This window comes from Agromyces sp. NPDC057865, from assembly GCF_042796995.1.
Taxonomy (GTDB): Bacteria; Actinomycetota; Actinomycetes; order Actinomycetales; family Microbacteriaceae; genus Agromyces.
In genome coordinates this window covers 1,136,795-1,153,494 of record NZ_JBHVMJ010000001.1, presented here as the reverse complement: position 1 = coordinate 1,153,494, position 16,700 = coordinate 1,136,795, and the positions used below count along the sequence as shown (strand labels likewise).

Genomic DNA, 16,700 nt, shown 5'->3' with positions numbered 1-16,700 from the left:
CGGTCCGCGCGACCACCTCCATCCCACGCCTTCCAGCGTGCGCGCGGGAGTCCCTGGCGTGACAGGTACCAGCACGGCCTCCCTCCTCATCGACCGGGCGCTTAGCGTGGCCGCCATGGCGATCCCGACCTTCACCCTGAACAACGGCGTCACCCTGCCCGCCCTCGGCTTCGGCGTCTTCCAGACCCCGCCCGACGAGACCCGCGCCGCCGTGAGCACCGCGCTGGAGGTCGGATTTCGGCACATCGACACGGCGGCCGCGTACGGCAACGAGCGCGAGGTCGGCCTCGCACTCCGCGAATCGGGCCTCGCGCGCGACGACGTGTTCCTCGAGACGAAGGTCTGGATCAGCGACTACGGCTTCGACGAGACGCCCCATGCCTTCGACAAGTCCGCGGGCAAGCTCGGGGTCGACCGCCTGGACTTGTTCATCCTGCACCAGCCGCTGCCGACCGCCTTCGACCGCACCCTCGATGCATATCGGGCGCTCGAGCGGCTCCAGGCCGAGGGCCGGGTGCGCGCGATCGGCGTCAGCAACTTCATGCCCGAGCACCTGGCTCGGCTGCTCGAGGCGACGGAGATCGTTCCCGCCGTCAACCAGGTCGAGGTCCACCCGTACTTCCAGCAACGGGAACTGCTTGCGCTCGACGCCGAGCATGGAATCCTCAGCCAGGCCTGGTCGCCCATCGGCGGCATCACGTTCTATCCCGGCTACGGGGACGACCGGCGCAGCACGCTCGCCGATCCGGTGCTGCTCGACATCGCCGACGCGCATGACCGGACGGCCGCGCAGGTGATGCTGCGCTGGCACCTGCAGCAAGGCCGTTCGGCGATCCCGAAGTCGACGAACCCGCGTCGGATCGCCGAGAACTTCGACGTGCTCGGCTTCGAGCTGTCGCCCCGCGAGCTCGCGGCGATCGACGCCCTCGACACCGGCGTCCGCGGCGGACCCGAGCCGGCGGCTATCAGGCTCGAGTCGCACGGTCGGGCCATCCCCGAGGTCTAGGCCGTGGCGTGCTGCGTCGCCGCCCACGACGCGAGGAGCTGGAGCCGCTCCGCCGAGGGCGAGCCGGGCTCGGCCGTGTAGACGAGCATGACGAGTCCCGGCTCGGCCGTGAGCGTGAACTCCTCGTAGGCGAGCGTGAGCTCGCCGACCACCGGGTGCGTGAAGCGCTTCGTGCCCGCGCCGTGTGTGCGCACGTCGTGCGCGGCCCAGAGCCTGCGGAAGGTCTCGCTGCGGGTCGAGAGCTCCCCCACGAGATCCTGCATCGTGCGGTCGTGCGGATTGCGCCCGGCATCCGCGCGCATGATCGCGACGCACATCTCGGCGAACAGGTCCCAGTCGGGGTAGAAGTCGCGCGACGCCGGGTCGAGGAACTGGAAGCGCGCGAGGTTCGGCGTGCGCCCGCCGTCGCCGATGAGCGGCGAGTAGAAGGCGCGGCCCAGGGCGTTCGTCGCGAGGAGGTCCGAGTACTGATTGCGGACGAACGCGATTCCGCCCGTGATGGACTCGAGGGTCCACTGCAGGCTCGGCCGCGAGGGCGCCTGCCGCGTCGTCCGCCGACGGGGACGCCCCGACGCGGGGATGCCGTCGGCGGCGCGCGCGAGGTCGAACAGGTGCGCGCGCTCCGTGTCGTCGAGCTGCAGCGCGTCGGCGATGGCGTCGAGCACCGACGCGGATGCCCCGGCGATCCCGCCGCGCTCGAGCTTCGCGTAGTACTCCACGCTCACGCCCGCGAGGACGGCGACCTCGGTGCGCCGCAGGCCCGCCACGCGGCGGTTCGGTCCGGCCGGAAGGCCCGCCTGGTCGGGCGTGAGCTTCGCCCGGCGCGACATGAGGAACTCTCGCACCTCGGCTCGGTTGTCCATGCTCACAGGGTAGGTCGGATGCCGCGCACGAGGGGTGCCCTGCCAGTACACGGTTCGTCAGGGACTCCCTCGATCGGTGGCGATCGCGTGCACTTGATGTCGTGCCCACCACTGCCCCCGCTCCGAACCCGCCGACGTCCGCCGGCCGGCTGCTGCCGGCCGTGCTGCTCCTGCTCACCGTGTTCGGCCCCATCTCGATGGACCTGTACCTGCCGCTGCTGCCGGCGCTCACGCTCGAGCTGGGCGCCGCCACGTCGATGGCGCAGCTGACGGTGACGGCGTGCCTTCTGGGGCTCGCCCTCGGCCAGCTGATCGCCGGCCCGCTCTCCGACCGGTTCGGCCGGCGCGGTCCCCTGCTCGTCGGGGTCATCGCCTACGTCGTCATGTCGGCGTGGTGCGCGATCGCACCCAGCGTCGAACTGCTCATCGGCGCCCGCCTGCTGCAGGGCATCGCCGGCGGCGTCGGACTCGTCATCGCGCAGGCCGCCGGCCGCGACCTGTACTCCGGCGGCGCCCTCATCCGCTACTTCGGCCGTCTCACGGTGCTCAGCGGCCTCGCCGCGATCGTCGGTCCGCTCGCGGGCGGGCTGCTCGCGACCGTCACCGACTGGCGCGGCCTGTTCCTGTTCCTCACGGCGATCGGCGTCGCGATCCTGCTCGCGGTGTGCTTCGCCTTCTCCGAGACCCTGCCGCGGGATCGCCGCGTCACCGGCGGGTTCGCGCACTCCGCCCAGGGCTACGGCACCCTGCTGCGCGATCGCCGCTTCGTCGGGGCGGTACTGGTGAGCGGCTTCGTGAGCGCCGCGCTGTTCGCGTACCTCGCCGGCGCGACGTACGTGCTCCAGGGCATCTACGGGCTCTCGCCCCAGCAGTACGCGCTCGCGTTCGGGCTGAACTCGGCCGGCTTCATGGTCTTCGGATGGCTCGCCGCGCGCAGCGCCGACCGCTGGAGCCTCCACGGCACGCTCGTCGCCGGGCTCGCGATGTGCGCGCTGGGCGCGCTCGGGCTGCTCGCGGCCGCCGTCGCGGCCCTGCCGGTCGGCGTCGTGATCGTGTCGCTGCTCGTCCTGGTCAGCGGGGTCGCGGTGACGACGCCGCCGACGACCACGATCGCGCTCGCCGGGTATCCGCAGATGGCGGGCACGGCATCCTCGCTGCTCGGGATGGCGCGCTTCGGGTTCGGCGGCGCCGCCGCGCCGTTGGTGGGCATCGCCGGCGCCGGGACCATGCTGCCCCTCGGCATCGTCACCGTCGCCGGGATCGCCCTCGCGGCGGCATCCGTCGCACTGCTCGCGACCCGGACCTCGAAGATCACCCGACCCCACCCCGCTCCGGCCGACGCGTTCGCGACGGCCGACGAGCACTGACCCCACCCTGAGAGAAGGAGCACCCCCCAATGCGCGGTGTCATCATGTACGGCCCCGGCGACGTCCGCGTCGAGGACCGCGAGACCCCCACCATCGAGGCGCCGACCGACGCGATCATCCGCGTCACCTCGGCCTGCATCTGCGGATCCGACCTCTGGCCGTACCGCGGCCAGGACGACTACGGCTGGCCGGCCCCGATGGGCCACGAGTACGTCGGGGTCGTCGAGGAGATCGGCGCCGACGTGCGGAATGTGAAGGTCGGCGACTTCGTCGTCGGATCGTTCTTCGCGTCGGACAACACGTGCGAGATCTGCCGGGCGGGCTACCAGTCCCGCTGCGTCCACGCCGTGCCGATGGGCGCGCTCGGCACGCAGGCCGAGTTCCTCCGGGTCCCGCTCGCCGACGGCACGCTCGTCGCGACGGCGACCCGACCCACCCCGGCGCAGGAGCGGAGCCTCCTCGCGGCATCCGATGTGCTCGGCACCGGCTGGTTCGCTGCCGTCGCCGCCGAGGCGGGACCTGGCAAGACCGTCGCGGTCGTCGGCGACGGCGCGGTGGGGCTGCTCGGCATCCTCGCCGCGCGCGAGCTCGGGGCCGAGCGCATCATCGCGTTCAGCCGGCATGCCGACCGCCAGGCGCTCGCGCGCAGCTTCGGCGCGACCGACATCATCGAGGAGCGCGGCGACGCCGGCATGGTCAAGGTGAAGGAGCTCACCGGCGGGCTCGGTGCGCACTCGGTCATCGAGGCCGTCGGCACGCAGGAGTCCATGATGCAGGCGATCCGCTCCACCCGCCCGGGCGGCCACGTCGGCTACGTCGGCGTCTCGCACGACGTCGAGCTCCCCGGACTCGAGCTGTTCTTCTCCGGCGTGCACCTGCACGGCGGGCCCGCGCCCGTGCGCCGGTTCCTGCCCGACCTGGTCGACCTCATCATGCGCGACCTGATCGACCCGGGAACGGTCTTCGACCTGACCCTGCCGATCGAGCAGGCCGCCGAGGGCTACCGCGCGATGGACGAGCGACGCGCCACGAAGGTGCTGCTCACGTTCTGACGCACGCCGCTCACAGACCCTTCCCATCTGCAGCCCGTAGGGTTCGAGGATCTGCAGCGGACGATCGCCCGCGTGACCCGGCTGGGAAGTCGACAAGACTCAGCTGGGACGTGTACACATCTCCTTCACCGAATTCCTCGGTGCGGTTCGGGCGACGAAGCCCCGAACCGGATCCGCGGACCTCGCCCGCAGCGACTCCGCCCGCTCCCGCGTCGGACTCGCCGCCCACGAATCGTTCCACTGCGCCATCGTCGGCCGGGCTCGACCCATCATGCGCGCCACGCGCATCCCCCCACTTCCGTCGACGGACGTCGTCGGCGGAGCAACGCACGACCAGCGTCGTGCACGTCGCAGCCGCTTCGGCGGCTCGGCTCTACAGAAGGAAAGAAACATGGCAACCGGAACCGTCAAGTGGTTCAACGCCGACAAGGGCTTCGGCTTCATCGCCCCCGACGACGGCAGCGCCGACGTCTTCGCGCACTTCAGCGCCATCACGACGGGCGGATTCCGCTCGCTCGACGAGAACCAGAAGGTCGAGTTCGACACCGCCCGCGGCCCCAAGGGCCTGCAGGCCGAGAACATCCGCGTCATCGCGTAGTCCTCGAACCGGCTGATCGGCGGTGACGCCGCCGATCCACGAGCGGATGCCGCGGCCCGCGCCCCCTTCACGAGGCGCCGTCGCGGCATCCGCTCGCCCTGTCTCAGAGGTCCTCGACCCAGTCCGGGACGTCTCCGCCCGACAGCATCGGCGGGGCCGAGGGGTCCGGCCGCAACGCACGAGTGCGAGCCTTGAGGTCGGCGACCACGCTCGGGTCCCGCAACTCCTCGGCATTGGTGTCGGCGCTCTTCGCAACGATCTGGCTGGCCGGGCCGACCAGCACCGTCGTCGTCGAACGCGAGCCGTCCGCCTCGAGCGTCGGGATCTCCACCTTCGAGGCGGTGCCGTTCTGGGCGAGTGCCTGGCCGTACTCGAGCAGCGCCTCGGCGATCTCGTCTCCGGTCAGCAACTCGTCCCCGGCGTACACGATGATCTTCACTCCTCGATCACACCGCCGTGACGCGCGGGTGGCAACGGTCTTGAAAACTTCCGAGCGGCACGCTAGGCGAGCGCGATCGAGACGACGGCGGTCAGATCGCGACGTGGAATTTCGGCCCCGGCCCCGAGCCTGCGGGGCGCTCACCCGCTAGGACCGCGGGCAGGTCGTCGAGCGCCACGGTTGCGGCGACGAGCGGCCTCGGGTCGACCTGGTCGTGCGCGAAAGCGCGGATGGTGCCCTCGAGGCAAGGTGACGCGCTCAGGATGCCGACCGCCGTGACGTCGCCGAGCACGAGCATGCGGGTGTCGAGCAGGCTCGGTGAGCCCGAGAGTCCGATGTAGACGACGCGCTTGCCCGGTTCGACGAGCTCGACGGCCTTCGCTGGAAGCTCGGGAGCGGTGGAGGCGTCGATGACGGCGTCCCACGGCAGTTCCGGGAGGGCATCGTCGGTCCACACGTGCTCGAAGCCGAGCGAGCGCGCGAAGTCGAGCGATCGCGGACTGCGGCCGAGGAGGTGGACGTCGGCGCCGCCGGCCCGCGCGAACATCGCGCAGAGCAGTCCGATCGTGCCCGCGCCCGTGACGAGCACGCGATCGCCCGGCTCCAGGGCGGCGGCCTGCACGGCGCGGAAGGCGTTGCCGGCGGGCTCGACGAGCGCGCCGGCCGCGTCGTCGACGGTGTCGGGCAGCGCGTGCAGGGCACGAGCGGGGACGGCGAGCTGCTCGGCGAGGGCGCCCGGCCGGCCGCGACGGATGCCGATCTCCGACCGATCGACGCAGACGTGCTGGAATCCAGTGCGGCAGCGGCGGCACACCCCGCAGCCGAGCATGGTGTCGCCGGTGACACGACGCCCGAGCCACGCCGGATCGACCCCGTCGCCGATCGCGGACACGACGCCCATCCACTCGTGCCCGATGCGCATCGGGTACGTCGCGTGCCCGTCGTGGAGGTACTGCATCTCGCCGGTGAAGAACTCGACGTCGGTTCCGCAGATGCCGGCGCGGCCCACGTCCACCACGACCTCACCTGGCACCGCGTCGGGCGGCGGGACGTCCTGCACCTCGGCGTGCCCCGGGCCGGTGATCACGAGCGCCCTCATGCTCGCTCCCCATCGCCCGCACCGACGAAGCCGGCCCACAGCGGCTGGGGAAGCCCGGTGACGCCGGGGACGATCGTGAAGAGGCATCCGGAGTACGGGTACTGCTCGAGCTGCTCGGGTGTCAGTTCGTCGGCGGCGGTGGTGATGACGAGCGTGTCGAGCGCCGGCCCTGCGAAGGCGACGCTCGACGTGTGCGGGGCGGGCACCTCGATCATCCGCACGAGCTCGCCGCCGGCGGTGTAGCGGCGCACCTGTCCGAGGCCCCAGAAGGCGATCCACAGGTGGTCCTCGGCGTCGACGCACATGCCGTCGGGGAAGCCCGCGTCGAGTTCGAGGAGCACCTCGCGCGGTCCGGTCCGTCCGGTCTCCACGTCGTAGTCGCGGGTGTACACGCGTCGTCGGAGCGTGTCGATCGTGTGGAGGCGGGTGCCGTCCGCGGACCATCCGAGGCCGTTCGCGAGCGTGAGGTCGGCGTCGAGTACACGCCGGGAGCCGTCGCGCTCGACGACGAGCAGCTCCTCGCGCTCGGAGGGCCCGCCTTCGGAGAGCGTGCCCACGAGGTAGCGGCCCGCGGCATCCGGCTTGCCGTCGTTGAACCGACGGGCTTCGTCGGTGCCGAGGACGGGGATGGTGCGGACGACCCGGCCGTCTCGCACCACGACGAGGTCGTCGCCGTTCGCGACGATCCACTCCCCCGTCGCAGACGGGGCCATCGCGCCGACGGTGCCCGGCAGCGAGACCCGGTCGACGACGTCGATCGTCCCGTCCTCGGCGAGCGTGCCGGTGAGCACCTCGCCGCGCCGGATGTCGACCCAGTGGATGCTGCGGCGGACCGGATCCCAGAACGGGCCCTCGGAGAGCACGCCCGGTTCAGCGGTGGCGAGCACCAGGCCGTCGGCGCTCATGCGGGGGTCTCCGATGCCGACATGCTCGCGCGTCTCCCCTCTCGGGCCATATGCTCACCGCAGTCTCACATGACGGACCCCGAATTCCGAAGGATGGAGATCATGGACCGGGTTCTCCGCAGTTCCGCCTGGTACTCGGGCGACGATCGGAACGCGTACATCCATCGAGCGTGGATGCGTCGGGGTGTGCCCGACTCCGCGTTCACCGGCCGTCCGCAGATCGCGATCGCGAACACCGCATCCGACCTCACGCCGTGCAACGCGCACCTGACCGAGGTCGCCCAGTCGGTCAAGAACGGCATCTACGAAGCCGGTGGCATCCCGCTCGAACTCCCGGTGGTCTCGCTCGGAGAGACCCAGGTCCGCCCGACGGCGATGCTCTGGCGGAACATGGCGGCGATGGCGACCGAGGAGATGCTGCGCGCGAACCCGATCGACGGGGTGGTGCTGCTCGGCGGGTGCGACAAGACGATCCCGTCGCTGCTGATGGCCGCGGCATCCGTCGACCTGCCCGCCGTGGTCGTGCCCGGCGGGCCGATGCTGACCGGGCACTTCCGCAACGAGGCCCTCGGATGCGGCACCGACGTGTGGCGGCTCAGCGAGGAGGTGCGCGCCGGCACGCTGAGCGAGGCGATGTTCCTCAGGTCGGAGTCGTCGATGATCCGCTCGAAGGGGCACTGCAACACCATGGGCACGGCGTCGACGATGGCGCTCGTCGCGGAGGCGCTCGGCACGGTGCTGCCCGGGCTGGCCGGGACGCCCGCGCCCGATGCGCGGCTGCTCGAGGCGGCGCACGAGACCGGGCGGCTCGCGGTGCAGCTCGTCGCCGAGGACCGGCGACCGTCGACGTTCCTGACGGCTGGCAGCTTCCACAACGCGATCGTGGCCCTGGCCGCGATCGGCGGGTCGACCAACGCGGTGGTGCACCTGCTCGCCATCGCCGGGCGGCTCGGGATCGAGCTGACGATCGACGACTTCGACCGGATCGGCGAGGAGGTGCCGCTGCTCGTGAACCTGCAGCCCGCAGGGCGGTACCTGATGGACGACCTGTACCGGGCCGGCGGGTTCCTCGCCGTCATGCGCGAGGTGCGCGACCTGCTCGACCGCGATGCGCTCACGATCACCGGCCGCCCGTTCGTCGAGTACCTCGACGACGCGCGGATCTGGGATCCCGAGGTCATCACGCCGCGCGAGACTCCGCTGCTCCCCGCCGCCGGAATCGCGGTGCTGCGCGGGTCGCTCGCGCCCGGCGGGGCGATCATCAAGCCCGCCGCGGCATCCCCGCACCTGCTGAGGCATCGCGGCCGGGCCGTGGTGTTCGACTCGGTCGAGGACTTCCACGCCCGCATCGACGACCCCGACCTCGACATCGACGCGGACTCGGTGATGGTGCTCCGCGGGTGCGGCCCGCGCGGCTACCCCGGCATGCCCGAGGTGGCGAACATGCCGCTGCCGAAGAAGCTCCTCGAGCAGGGCGTGCGCGACATGGTCCGCATCTGCGACGGGCGCATGTCGGGCACCGCGTACGGGACCGTCGTGCTGCATGTCACGCCCGAAGCCGCCGCCGGCGGACCCCTCGCGCTCGTGCAGACCGGCGACTGGATCTCGCTCGACGTCCGCGGCGGACGGCTCGACGTCGACGTGCCGGCCGAGGAGCTCGCGAACCGACAGCCGACCGACGCGACGATCGACGGCTACGCGAATCCGCGCCGCGGCTGGGAGCGCCTCTACGTCGACCACGTGCTCCAGGCCGACCGGGGCGCCGACCTCGACTTCCTCGTCGGGGGATCAGGCTCGACGGTCAGCCGTGAGTCGCACTGAGCTCGCACGCGACACCCCCGTGAACTGGTCCTCTCAGGCGCGTGGTCACGCGTCCTAGAGTGACCCGCATGGACCAGAAGCGCTGGCAGAAGCTCACCGAGTGGCCGCTCGCGGCAGCGGCTCTCGCATTCCTCGTCGCCTACTCATGGCAGGTGATCGGAAACCTCACCGGGCCCGACGCAGTGCTCGCGGAAACGGTCATCTGGACCACCTGGGGCCTGTTCCTCGCCGACTACCTGGCCAGGACGGCTCGATCCAGACCCTGGGCGAAGGCGTCTGGTGGGCGTTCGTCACCGTGACGACGGTCGGCTACGGCGACTACTTCCCCATCACGCCCGCCGGACAGCTCGTCGCGGTCGGCGTGATGATCGGCGGGATCGCGCTGATCGGCGTGGTGACGGCCACGCTCGCCTCGTGGATCATCGAGAAGGTGAGCGCCACGAACGAGGCGGACCGCGCGGCCACGAAGGCGCACATCGACGCGCTCATGGTCGAGGTCCGGCAGCTGCGGGAGTTGCTGGAGAGCTCGAAGTAGCCCGTTGCCACCATCATCGTTCGTCAGCGATCGGGGAGCGTTCGCAATCGCCTCGAGATCGCGTCGACGGCGGACTCGAGCGACGGATAGCGTCGGCTCACCCCCGGCCGCGGGCGCATCCACAGCATCTCGTACTCGCCGTCGACGACCTGGAGGTAGCCCAGGATCCGGCGGGTGTCGTCGTCTGCGCAGCTGCAGTCGCAGACGCGCCAGGTCGTCTCACTCAGCGCCACGAAATCGAGGTCCGGAGTCTCCGGCCTCGCGGCGGATGTTCCTGACATCGTCGTCCTCCCCCTGGTGGTGCTCACCACATCGTCCGCCCTCGCTGGTGTCCTCGCACGGGACTTGACATCCGCTGCGCGAAGGAGCTCACCAGTCGATGGGAGCGGCCGCCCCGAACGGCGTGTCCGCCACTCCGCACCATGCGCAGGATGTACGACCGGGCAATCCCCTTGACCCGCTTCGAGGGGGATGGTTTCGTGGCGTGTCCTGGGCTGCGTGACGACCGCGATCAAGGGAGCAGCACATGCGGGCAATGGTCTACCGGGGGCCCTACAAGGTTCGGGTCGAGGAGAAGGAGATGCCCCGGATCGAACACCCGAACGACGCCATCGTGCGGGTGGAGCTCGCCGCGATCTGCGGCTCCGACCTGCACCTGTACCACGGCATGATGCCGGACACGCGGGTGGGGCACACCTTCGGGCACGAGTTCATCGGCGAGGTCGTCGAGGTCGGGGCATCCGTCGAGCGCCTGCAGCCCGGCGACCGGGTCATGGTGCCGTTCAACATCTTCTGCGGCTCCTGCTACTTCTGCGAACGAGGGCTGTACTCCAACTGCCACAACGTCAATCCGAACGCGACGGCCGTGGGCGGCATCTACGGCTACTCGCACACGTGCGGCGGGTACGACGGGGGCCAGTCGGAGTTCGTGCGCGTCCCCTTCGCCGACGTCGGGCCGTCGATCATCCCCGACTGGATGGACGCCGAGGACGCGTTGCTCTGCACCGACGCCCTGGCCACCGGGTACTTCGGCGCCCAGCTCGGAGACATCGGGGAGGGAGACACGGTCGTCGTGTTCGGCGCCGGGCCCGTCGGCCTGTTCGCCGCGAAATCCTCGTGGTTCATGGGAGCCGGCCGCGTCATCGTGGTCGACCATCTCGACTACCGGCTGGAGAAGGCGCGCACGTTCGCGCACGCCGAGACCGTGAACTTCGCGGAGCTCGACGACATCGTGGTGCACCTCAAGCGCGCGACCGACGGGCTCGGCTCGGACGTCGCGATCGACGCGGTCGGGGCCGAGGCCGACGGGAACCTCACGCAGCACGTCACCGCGGCGAAGCTCAAGCTGCAGGGCGGTTCCCCGATCGCGCTGAACTGGGCGGTCGACTCCGTGCGCAAGGGCGGCACGGTGTCGGTCATGGGCGCGTACGGACCGATGTTCAGCGCCGTCAAGTTCGGCGATGCCATGAACAAGGGGCTCACCCTGCGGATGAACCAGGCTCCGGTCAAGCGGCAGTGGCCGCGCCTCTTCGAGCACATCCGCAACGGCTACCTGAAGCCGAGCGACATCATCACGCACCGCATCCCCCTCGAGCACATCGCCGAGGGCTACCACATGTTCTCCGCGAAGCTCGACGGCTGCATCAAGCCGGTGATCCTGCCGAGCGCCGCCTGAAGGAGGGAATCCCATGCCGTACACGTCAGCTCCGCATGAGCAACGAACCGATGTCGAGGAGCTGCGCCGCCGGATCCCCGGCTGGGGCGTCGACCTCGACCCCGCCGACCGCCCGGCCGTCCCCCGCGAACGCCGTGAACCGGGCGGCACCGGTGCGCACTGGGAGTTCCCGGAGCGCCAGCCCGAGCCGTCGGCACGGGAGCGGTCGATCGAGCACGAACAGCTGCCGCCCGTGTTCGGAACCGCCCAGCCGTTGAAGGGCCTCTCCGGCGGCATCCGCCGCTTCGCCTACGCGCGATACAGCGAGGGTCGGGCCGCGCACTGGCTGCTGCTGATCCTCGGCGATCGCGTGGACGCGGTCGAGAGCCATCTGCGCTCGTTCGCGACCCTCCGGCCCGACAACCCCGTCACCGAGACCGGCGTGCTGAGCGAGCGTCGGCGGCACGGCATCTCATCGCGATTCGGCTCCCGCCGCGCCGACGTCCGGCACCAGTGGATGGACCCCATCCTCGTCGCCGGCCCGTGGGTGCTCGCCGGCGTCGGCCTCGTCGCCGTGGCCCGTGCGGTGGCCCGTGGCGTGCGGCGGTGACGCGGCTCGCGGAGGCGGCCAGCATCGACCTCGACGACGTCGCCTCCGCACGCACCCGGCGCGGTTACACCGGGCCCTCCGGGCGGTCAACCCCCGTGCCCGCGACTCGCCCCAGCCGTAGCGTGGGCCGGAGAGCCAGCAAGGGGGCGCACATGACGCTGACGGCACCGGTCTCCACCCGCACGGACGACCGATGGCCCATGCGCCTGCCCGAGCCGCGGGGCGAGGTGAGCGAGCTCGTCATCGGGCGGTTGCGCGCCGGCGACGGCATCCGCCTGGAACCCGACGTGGCGACCGCTGCGACCCGCCGGTCCCCGAGCCTCCTCGACGACGACGACGTGCAGCTCGCCCTCTTCGTGCTCTACGAACTGCACTACGGCGGCCTCGAGGCCGTCGACGACCGCCTCGAGTGGGAGCCCGAGCTGCTCGCCTTCCGCGGTGAGCTCGAGCGCGCCTACGAGGCCGAGCTGCGGGGGCGCATCCCGCAGCCGCACGCCACGCGCGACATCCCCGAGGCGCTGTTCGCGCTCGTCGAGGCCGCCGACGACGGGCCGGGACTCTCGGCATGGGTCGAGCGCGATGCGACCGTCGACCAGGTGCGCGAAGTGCTCGTGCACCGCTCGATCTACACTCTCAAGGAGGCGGACCCGCACAGCTGGGCCATCCCGCGGCTGCACGGCCGGGCGAAGTCTGCGCTCGTCGAGATCCAGGCCGACGAGTACGGCGGCGGCCGGCCCGAGCGGCTGCACGCTGAGATCTTCGCCAAGACCATGCGGGTCATGGGGCTCGACGACCGGTACGGCGCCTACGCCGACCACGTGCCGGCGCTCGTGTACGCGTCGATGAACCTGATGTCGATGCTCGGCCTGCAGCGTCGGCTCCGCGGGGCGATCGTCGGCCACCTCGCCGCCTTCGAGATGACCAGCTCGATCCCGTGCCGGGCGTACGCGAACGGCTTCCGGCGACTCGGACTCGGCGACGACGCCGCCGACTACTTCGACGAGCACGTCGAGGCCGACGCGGTGCACGAGCAGCTTGCCGCGCACGACCTGGCCGGCGGCCTCGTGGCCGACGAGCCCGGGCTCGCCGACGACATCCTGTTCGGGGCCTGCGCGTGCCTCACCGTCGACGGCCGGCTGTGCGGCGAGGTGCGCCGCGCGTTCGAGGCTGGCGGCTCCGCGCTGCGGAAGGCGCTGCCGTGACCCGGCCGCAGAGCCCGTCGGTCGTCGCGTGCCCGAACGGCCCGCTCATCGTGCGCGGCGACGTCGAGATCCTCGACGAGCAGGGCAACCACGTCGACCCGCATCGCCGCACCGTCGCGCTCTGCCGGTGCGGCGCGTCGGCGATCCGGCCGTTCTGCGACGGCAGCCACAAGCTCGTCGGGTTCCGCACGGTACGACCCGAGCGCGACCCCGCGTTCGTCTACGACGAACCGGCTCAGAACCCCGGCGGGATCGGCGGCGTGATGCCGCCCGCCCGCGCATCCTCCATCGAGAACCCGGCCGCCTCGAGCAGCCGCGCCCGCGACGTCTCCGCGCGTCGCGCGAGCGCCTCGTAGTCGACGCCGACGAGCTCGCCGCCCCACTTCAGCGGCCGACCGTCGACGAACACCGCGTCGACGTCGGCGGGCGTCGCGAAGTTCACGATGGTGCCGACGGCCGAGCCCCACGGGTGAAGGTGCACGCCACGCAGCGAGAGCACCACGACGTCGGCGCGCTTGCCCGGCTCGAGGGTGCCGATCCGATCCTCGAGTCCGGCGTTCACCGCGCCCCCGACGGTCGCCGCACGCAGCACGTCCCATGGCTCGAACGGGGCCGGCATGTCCTCGTCGGTGCCGAGCCTGCGGAACGCGAGCCCGCGCTGCACGGTGAGCAGCACGCGCATCTCGGTGAACAGGTCGTGCCCGTAGGCGGTCTCGTTGTCACTGCTGATCCCGAACCGGAGGCCGGCGGCCTGCGCCTCGAGCACCGGCGACAGCCCGCCGATCCCGTACTGCGCGTCCGAGCGCACCACGAGGTTCACGGCTGCGCCGCTGTCGGCGAGCGCCCGCCACGTGTCAGGCGTGAGTCCGGCGCAGTGGTTGAACGCCTGGCCCGGTCCGAGCACGCCGGATGCCGCCAGCTCGCCGGCCGCGGGCGCCCACGGTCCGAGCTCTGCGGCGACCCCGAGGCCGTGATCGGTCGCCCAGCGGAGGCTGTCGGGACTCGGGTAGAGGTCGAACGCCCGGAGGCGCACGAGCCCGTCGTCGCTCGCGAACCACCGGTCGCGCAACCGCAGCAGCTCGTCGGGGAACAGGTCGTCGTGGGGGCCGTCGCCGGGCGGCCCGGCGGCGAACACGGCGCGGATCCCGGTCGAGCGCAACGCCTCGATCGTGGCATCCGCGTGCGCCTCGGTGCGGTGGTTGTGGCTGTTGTCGATGAACGTCGTCGTGCCGGCGTTGATCGCCTGCGCGACCGACGTGAGCTCGCCGACGGCCATGTCGTCGGGCGTGAAGTGCTCGGCTGTCCCGCCGTGCGTGAGCCCCCAGTACCCGCCGAACGCGACGGTCGGCGCGACGCCGCGGAGCGCGCCCTCCCATGCGTGCTGATGGCTGTCGACGAGGCCCGGCATGACGATGGCGTCGGCGACGTCGACGACGATCACCTCGGGTCCGACGCGCTCGGCGATACCCGGCGCGATCGCCTCGATGACCCCGCCGCGGATGAGGACGTCGGCCCGCCGCGGCGCGACGTCGACCAGGTCGACGACCCAGCCGCCCTGCAGCAGGAGCGACCGGTCGGGATCGTCGTCCGAGGAACGCAGCGCGTCGAGCGCTGCAGCCTGGTGAGCCGTCACAGAGGTGGTCGATGGCATGTGCAGCCCCTCTTCGTCGAGGTCGATGGTGTCGGGCGCACCTCCATCCATACCGAGAACATCCTCCGCTTCGCAAGGGTGCGAAGGATGCCGCGACGACGCGATCGTCCGACGAACCTTGCCGCCCCTGCAGGCCGGGACTATATTCCGGCGTGTCGGGGGGCTGCGCCTGGTCGGGTGCATCGGGGGAATCATCGACCGCGGCCGTTGGGATGCGATCCGGGACGCTGCGCTCCGTCGACCGTGCCGAGGCGGCGACGGTCGGGCGCGCGCGACGGTGGCGTCGCGGATGCCGGGCCGGCCGCATCCGACGAATCGAGGTCTCGCATGCAGGATCCATCCGAGCTCGTCCGCACGCTCAGTGCCGACGAAGCCGCCGCCCTCGCCCCGCTTCCCGAGTCGGACGAGGAGAGTCCGACGACCGTGCGGCCCGGACTGGGCGCCGAGTCGACCGCCGAGGCGCATCGCCCCGGCGTGATGGCGTACGCCGACGCCGAGGCGTCGGGCGCCGACGGCCCACCGAATCCGCGCGACGTCGAGGAGCAGTGACATGGCCATCTACGTGCACAACGGCTCGGCGACGACCATGTACGTCGCCCTCGCCTACCACTCGCCCGGCTGCGAGGGCGACAACTGGGCGAAGAAGGGATGGTGGGCCATCGCACCGGGCGGGCGCGCCACGGTGCGCGGCGGCGCCTCGAACGGCGCGAAGTACTTCTGGTACGCCGAGAACGACGGCGGTCAAGTGTGGGCCGGTCCGTTCATGACGCAGCTGCCGAGCCGGGCGTTCGACTGGTGCTGGCGCACCGGCAGCACCGACAGCCGGCTCCTCGGCCTGCGCATGCTCGTGGTGCCGACCACGAGCATCAACCACTCGATCGTCCTCCAGGGGTGACGCCGTGACCCAGGCGACGCGTCCCGTCCTCGCGGCGGGATGCGCCGTCGGCGTGCTCGCCCTTCTCGCGGGCTGCGGCGTCGGCACGGTCGCCGGCGGCGGAACGGGCAGCCCCGCCGCGCCGGAGACGTCGGCCGCGGCATCCGACGCCTTCGTGCCGGGCGACGGCGACCGTTCAGGCCTCGTCGACCTCGGCGACGGACGCGAGCTGTACCTGAAGTGCAGCGGCAGCGGCTCGCCCACGGTGGTGCTCGTCTCGGGGGCCGGCGTCGCGGCCGACGACTGGGAGTACGTCGGCGACCCGACGAGCACGACCGACCCGGCGGTGCCCTCCGACGACGCGGTGTACCCGCAGGCGGCCGCGTCCACGCGCGTATGCGCGTACGACCGACCTGGCACCGAGCAGATGGAGGGCCAGCCGAGCCGGTCGACGGAGGTGCCGCAGCCGACGACGTCGCAGGACGCGGCATCCGACCTGGCGGTGATGCTGGCCGCGGCCGAGGTCGAGGGGCCCTACCTCGTCGTCGGGCACTCGTGGGGCGGCATGATCGCCGCGACGTTCGCGCGCGAGCACCCCGACGACGTGATCGGACTCGTTCTCGTCGACCCGGGATCGCAGTACCTGCAGGAGACCCTGCCGCCCGAGGTGTGGGACCAGTGGATGGCCGACATCGCGAAGGCCGGCGAGGCGAACCCGGGCGGTGAGGCACCCGATTACCCCGCCAGCATCGCGGCCCTCGCGGCCGCGCCGCCGCTCCCGTCGATGCCCGTGGCCGTGCTCACCGCCGACCGGCCGTTCGACTACCTCGGCATCGGCGACGCGAACACGTACTGGCCCGCATGGGTCGAGGCGCAGACGCGCCTCGCGGACTCGCTCGGCGCCGCGCACGTCACGCAGACCGACAGCGGCCACTTCATCGGCAACGAGCACCCCGAGCTCGTGCTCGAGCAGATCCGCGCGGCGTTCATCATGGGCAGCAAGTCGGGCTGAGCTGCGACGACG

The 16,700-nt window shown here is 71.7% G+C and carries 20 protein-coding genes and 1 pseudogene; 14 read left to right on the top strand and 7 right to left on the bottom strand.

The genetic code is table 11. The annotated features are described in order from the left end of the window. Window positions 1-115: 115 nt before the first annotated feature. Complete coding sequence (locus tag ACFVN5_RS05425) at window positions 116-1,006, top strand: aldo/keto reductase (protein WP_376953775.1); 891 nt, start codon at window positions 116-118, stop codon at window positions 1,004-1,006. Here the strand turns inward: ACFVN5_RS05425 and ACFVN5_RS05420 are convergent. Continuing rightward, window positions 1,003-1,869, bottom strand: a complete 867-nt coding sequence (locus tag ACFVN5_RS05420; protein ID WP_376953774.1) for a helix-turn-helix transcriptional regulator — start codon at window positions 1,867-1,869, stop codon at window positions 1,003-1,005. The genes ACFVN5_RS05425 and ACFVN5_RS05420 overlap by 4 nt on opposite strands. A 101-nt stretch (window positions 1,870-1,970) precedes the next feature. Here ACFVN5_RS05420 and ACFVN5_RS05415 point away from each other — a divergent pair, with 101 nt between their 5' ends. The 3 genes from ACFVN5_RS05415 to ACFVN5_RS05405 all read left to right on the top strand — a co-directional run bounded on the left by ACFVN5_RS05415 (window position 1,971) and on the right by ACFVN5_RS05405 (window position 4,886). Further along, window positions 1,971-3,236, top strand: coding sequence for a multidrug effflux MFS transporter (locus tag ACFVN5_RS05415; RefSeq protein WP_376953773.1), 1,266 nt, complete (start codon window positions 1,971-1,973; stop codon window positions 3,234-3,236). Between the two features lie 29 nt (window positions 3,237-3,265). Beyond that, complete coding sequence (locus tag ACFVN5_RS05410) at window positions 3,266-4,288, top strand: zinc-dependent alcohol dehydrogenase family protein (protein ID WP_376953772.1); 1,023 nt, start codon at window positions 3,266-3,268, stop codon at window positions 4,286-4,288. Window positions 4,289-4,679: 391 nt separating this feature from the next. Continuing rightward, a complete protein-coding gene (locus ACFVN5_RS05405; RefSeq protein WP_376953770.1) occupies window positions 4,680-4,886 on the top strand; it encodes a cold-shock protein in 207 nt (68 codons plus the stop codon). Window positions 4,887-4,989: 103 nt separating this feature from the next. On the opposite strand, the gene ACFVN5_RS05400 is transcribed toward ACFVN5_RS05405, so the two are convergent. From ACFVN5_RS05400 to ACFVN5_RS05390, 3 genes are all read right to left on the bottom strand, one after another. Next, window positions 4,990-5,325 (bottom strand): hypothetical protein, encoded by a 336-nt coding sequence (locus tag ACFVN5_RS05400; RefSeq protein WP_376953769.1) that lies wholly within the window; start codon window positions 5,323-5,325, stop codon window positions 4,990-4,992. Between the two features lie 91 nt (window positions 5,326-5,416). Then, window positions 5,417-6,424: a zinc-binding dehydrogenase gene (locus ACFVN5_RS05395; RefSeq protein WP_376953767.1), complete on the bottom strand. Its 1,008-nt coding sequence runs from the start codon at window positions 6,422-6,424 to the stop codon at window positions 5,417-5,419. Continuing rightward, window positions 6,421-7,329, bottom strand: a complete 909-nt coding sequence (locus tag ACFVN5_RS05390; protein ID WP_376953765.1) for an SMP-30/gluconolactonase/LRE family protein — start codon at window positions 7,327-7,329, stop codon at window positions 6,421-6,423. The genes ACFVN5_RS05395 and ACFVN5_RS05390 overlap by 4 nt, the downstream gene beginning before the upstream one ends. Before the next feature lie 102 nt (window positions 7,330-7,431). On the opposite strand from ACFVN5_RS05390, the gene ACFVN5_RS05385 reads away from it, so the two are divergent. From ACFVN5_RS05385 to ACFVN5_RS05375, 3 genes are all read left to right on the top strand, one after another. Continuing rightward, the gene (locus tag ACFVN5_RS05385; RefSeq protein ID WP_376953764.1) at window positions 7,432-9,150 is read left to right on the top strand and encodes an IlvD/Edd family dehydratase; all 1,719 of its coding nucleotides are present in this window, start codon (window positions 7,432-7,434) and stop codon (window positions 9,148-9,150) included. Window positions 9,151-9,218: 68 nt separating this feature from the next. Beyond that, window positions 9,219-9,449 carry a hypothetical protein gene (locus tag ACFVN5_RS05380; RefSeq protein WP_376953763.1) on the top strand — a complete coding sequence of 77 codons (231 nt, stop codon included), beginning with the start codon at window positions 9,219-9,221 and terminating at the stop codon, window positions 9,447-9,449. Further along, entirely contained in the window at window positions 9,446-9,685 is a 240-nt protein-coding gene (locus ACFVN5_RS05375; RefSeq protein WP_376953761.1) for a potassium channel family protein, read from the top strand. The genes ACFVN5_RS05380 and ACFVN5_RS05375 overlap by 4 nt, the downstream gene beginning before the upstream one ends. 23 nt (window positions 9,686-9,708) lie before the next feature. On the opposite strand, the gene ACFVN5_RS05370 is transcribed toward ACFVN5_RS05375, so the two are convergent. Continuing rightward, the gene (locus tag ACFVN5_RS05370) at window positions 9,709-9,918 is read right to left on the bottom strand and encodes a hypothetical protein (protein ID WP_376953760.1); all 210 of its coding nucleotides are present in this window, start codon (window positions 9,916-9,918) and stop codon (window positions 9,709-9,711) included. Window positions 9,919-10,211: 293 nt separating this feature from the next. Here ACFVN5_RS05370 and ACFVN5_RS05365 point away from each other — a divergent pair, with 293 nt between their 5' ends. From ACFVN5_RS05365 to ACFVN5_RS05350, 4 genes and pseudogenes are all read left to right on the top strand, one after another. Then, on the top strand, window positions 10,212-11,360 hold the full coding sequence (locus ACFVN5_RS05365; protein ID WP_376953759.1) for a zinc-dependent alcohol dehydrogenase: 1,149 nt from the start codon (window positions 10,212-10,214) through the stop codon (window positions 11,358-11,360). Window positions 11,361-11,373: 13 nt separating this feature from the next. Continuing rightward, entirely contained in the window at window positions 11,374-11,949 is a 576-nt protein-coding gene (locus ACFVN5_RS05360; protein WP_376953758.1) for a hypothetical protein, read from the top strand. Between the two features lie 152 nt (window positions 11,950-12,101). Beyond that, the gene (locus ACFVN5_RS05355; protein WP_376953757.1) at window positions 12,102-13,151 is read left to right on the top strand and encodes an iron-containing redox enzyme family protein; all 1,050 of its coding nucleotides are present in this window, start codon (window positions 12,102-12,104) and stop codon (window positions 13,149-13,151) included. After that, window positions 13,064-13,312: pseudogene (locus ACFVN5_RS05350) on the top strand (CDGSH iron-sulfur domain-containing protein); the annotation flags it as partial. The gene ACFVN5_RS05355 and the pseudogene ACFVN5_RS05350, both read left to right, overlap by 88 nt. Window positions 13,313-13,386: 74 nt before the next feature. Here ACFVN5_RS05350 and ACFVN5_RS05345 read toward each other — a convergent pair. Together ACFVN5_RS05345 and ACFVN5_RS05340 are read right to left on the bottom strand one after the other, a co-directional pair. After that, on the bottom strand, window positions 13,387-14,853 hold the full coding sequence (locus tag ACFVN5_RS05345) for an amidohydrolase family protein (protein ID WP_376953756.1): 1,467 nt from the start codon (window positions 14,851-14,853) through the stop codon (window positions 13,387-13,389). A 140-nt stretch (window positions 14,854-14,993) separates the two neighbouring features. Beyond that, on the bottom strand, window positions 14,994-15,131 hold the full coding sequence (locus ACFVN5_RS05340; RefSeq protein WP_376953755.1) for a hypothetical protein: 138 nt from the start codon (window positions 15,129-15,131) through the stop codon (window positions 14,994-14,996). Here ACFVN5_RS05340 and ACFVN5_RS05335 point away from each other — a divergent pair. Genes ACFVN5_RS05335 through ACFVN5_RS05325 form a run of 3 tightly spaced genes read left to right on the top strand, consistent with a single transcriptional unit; the run spans window position 15,130 to window position 16,688 of the window. After that, window positions 15,130-15,351: a hypothetical protein gene (locus ACFVN5_RS05335; protein ID WP_376953754.1), complete on the top strand. Its 222-nt coding sequence runs from the start codon at window positions 15,130-15,132 to the stop codon at window positions 15,349-15,351. The two genes, ACFVN5_RS05340 and ACFVN5_RS05335, sit on opposite strands and share 2 nt — an antisense overlap. A gap of 1 nt (window position 15,352) precedes the next feature. After that, window positions 15,353-15,697: a DUF1036 domain-containing protein gene (locus ACFVN5_RS05330; RefSeq protein ID WP_376953753.1), complete on the top strand. Its 345-nt coding sequence runs from the start codon at window positions 15,353-15,355 to the stop codon at window positions 15,695-15,697. 4 nt (window positions 15,698-15,701) lie between these two features. Continuing rightward, a complete protein-coding gene (locus ACFVN5_RS05325) occupies window positions 15,702-16,688 on the top strand; it encodes an alpha/beta fold hydrolase (protein WP_376953752.1) in 987 nt (328 codons plus the stop codon). Window positions 16,689-16,700 lie beyond the last annotated feature (12 nt).

What these genes read in the sequence shown, in the direction of transcription:
- ACFVN5_RS05425 (WP_376953775.1), top strand. Translation starts at nt 116, where the DNA reads ATGGCGATCCCGACCTTCACCCTGAACAACGGCGTCACCCTGCCCGCC.
- ACFVN5_RS05420 (WP_376953774.1), bottom strand. Translation starts at nt 1,869, where the DNA reads ATGGACAACCGAGCCGAGGTGCGAGAGTTCCTCATGTCGCGCCGGGCG.
- ACFVN5_RS05410 (WP_376953772.1), top strand. Translation starts at nt 3,266, where the DNA reads ATGCGCGGTGTCATCATGTACGGCCCCGGCGACGTCCGCGTCGAGGAC.
- ACFVN5_RS05405 (WP_376953770.1), top strand. Translation starts at nt 4,680, where the DNA reads ATGGCAACCGGAACCGTCAAGTGGTTCAACGCCGACAAGGGCTTCGGC.
- ACFVN5_RS05395 (WP_376953767.1), bottom strand. Translation starts at nt 6,424, where the DNA reads ATGAGGGCGCTCGTGATCACCGGCCCGGGGCACGCCGAGGTGCAGGAC.
- ACFVN5_RS05390 (WP_376953765.1), bottom strand. Translation starts at nt 7,329, where the DNA reads ATGAGCGCCGACGGCCTGGTGCTCGCCACCGCTGAACCGGGCGTGCTC.
- ACFVN5_RS05385 (WP_376953764.1), top strand. Translation starts at nt 7,432, where the DNA reads ATGGACCGGGTTCTCCGCAGTTCCGCCTGGTACTCGGGCGACGATCGG.
- ACFVN5_RS05380 (WP_376953763.1), top strand. Translation starts at nt 9,219, where the DNA reads ATGGACCAGAAGCGCTGGCAGAAGCTCACCGAGTGGCCGCTCGCGGCA.
- ACFVN5_RS05365 (WP_376953759.1), top strand. Translation starts at nt 10,212, where the DNA reads ATGCGGGCAATGGTCTACCGGGGGCCCTACAAGGTTCGGGTCGAGGAG.
- ACFVN5_RS05360 (WP_376953758.1), top strand. Translation starts at nt 11,374, where the DNA reads ATGCCGTACACGTCAGCTCCGCATGAGCAACGAACCGATGTCGAGGAG.
- ACFVN5_RS05355 (WP_376953757.1), top strand. Translation starts at nt 12,102, where the DNA reads ATGACGCTGACGGCACCGGTCTCCACCCGCACGGACGACCGATGGCCC.
- ACFVN5_RS05345 (WP_376953756.1), bottom strand. Translation starts at nt 14,853, where the DNA reads ATGGATGGAGGTGCGCCCGACACCATCGACCTCGACGAAGAGGGGCTG.
- ACFVN5_RS05335 (WP_376953754.1), top strand. Translation starts at nt 15,130, where the DNA reads ATGCAGGATCCATCCGAGCTCGTCCGCACGCTCAGTGCCGACGAAGCC.
- ACFVN5_RS05340 (WP_376953755.1), bottom strand. Translation starts at nt 15,131, where the DNA reads ATGCGAGACCTCGATTCGTCGGATGCGGCCGGCCCGGCATCCGCGACG.
- ACFVN5_RS05330 (WP_376953753.1), top strand. Translation starts at nt 15,353, where the DNA reads ATGGCCATCTACGTGCACAACGGCTCGGCGACGACCATGTACGTCGCC.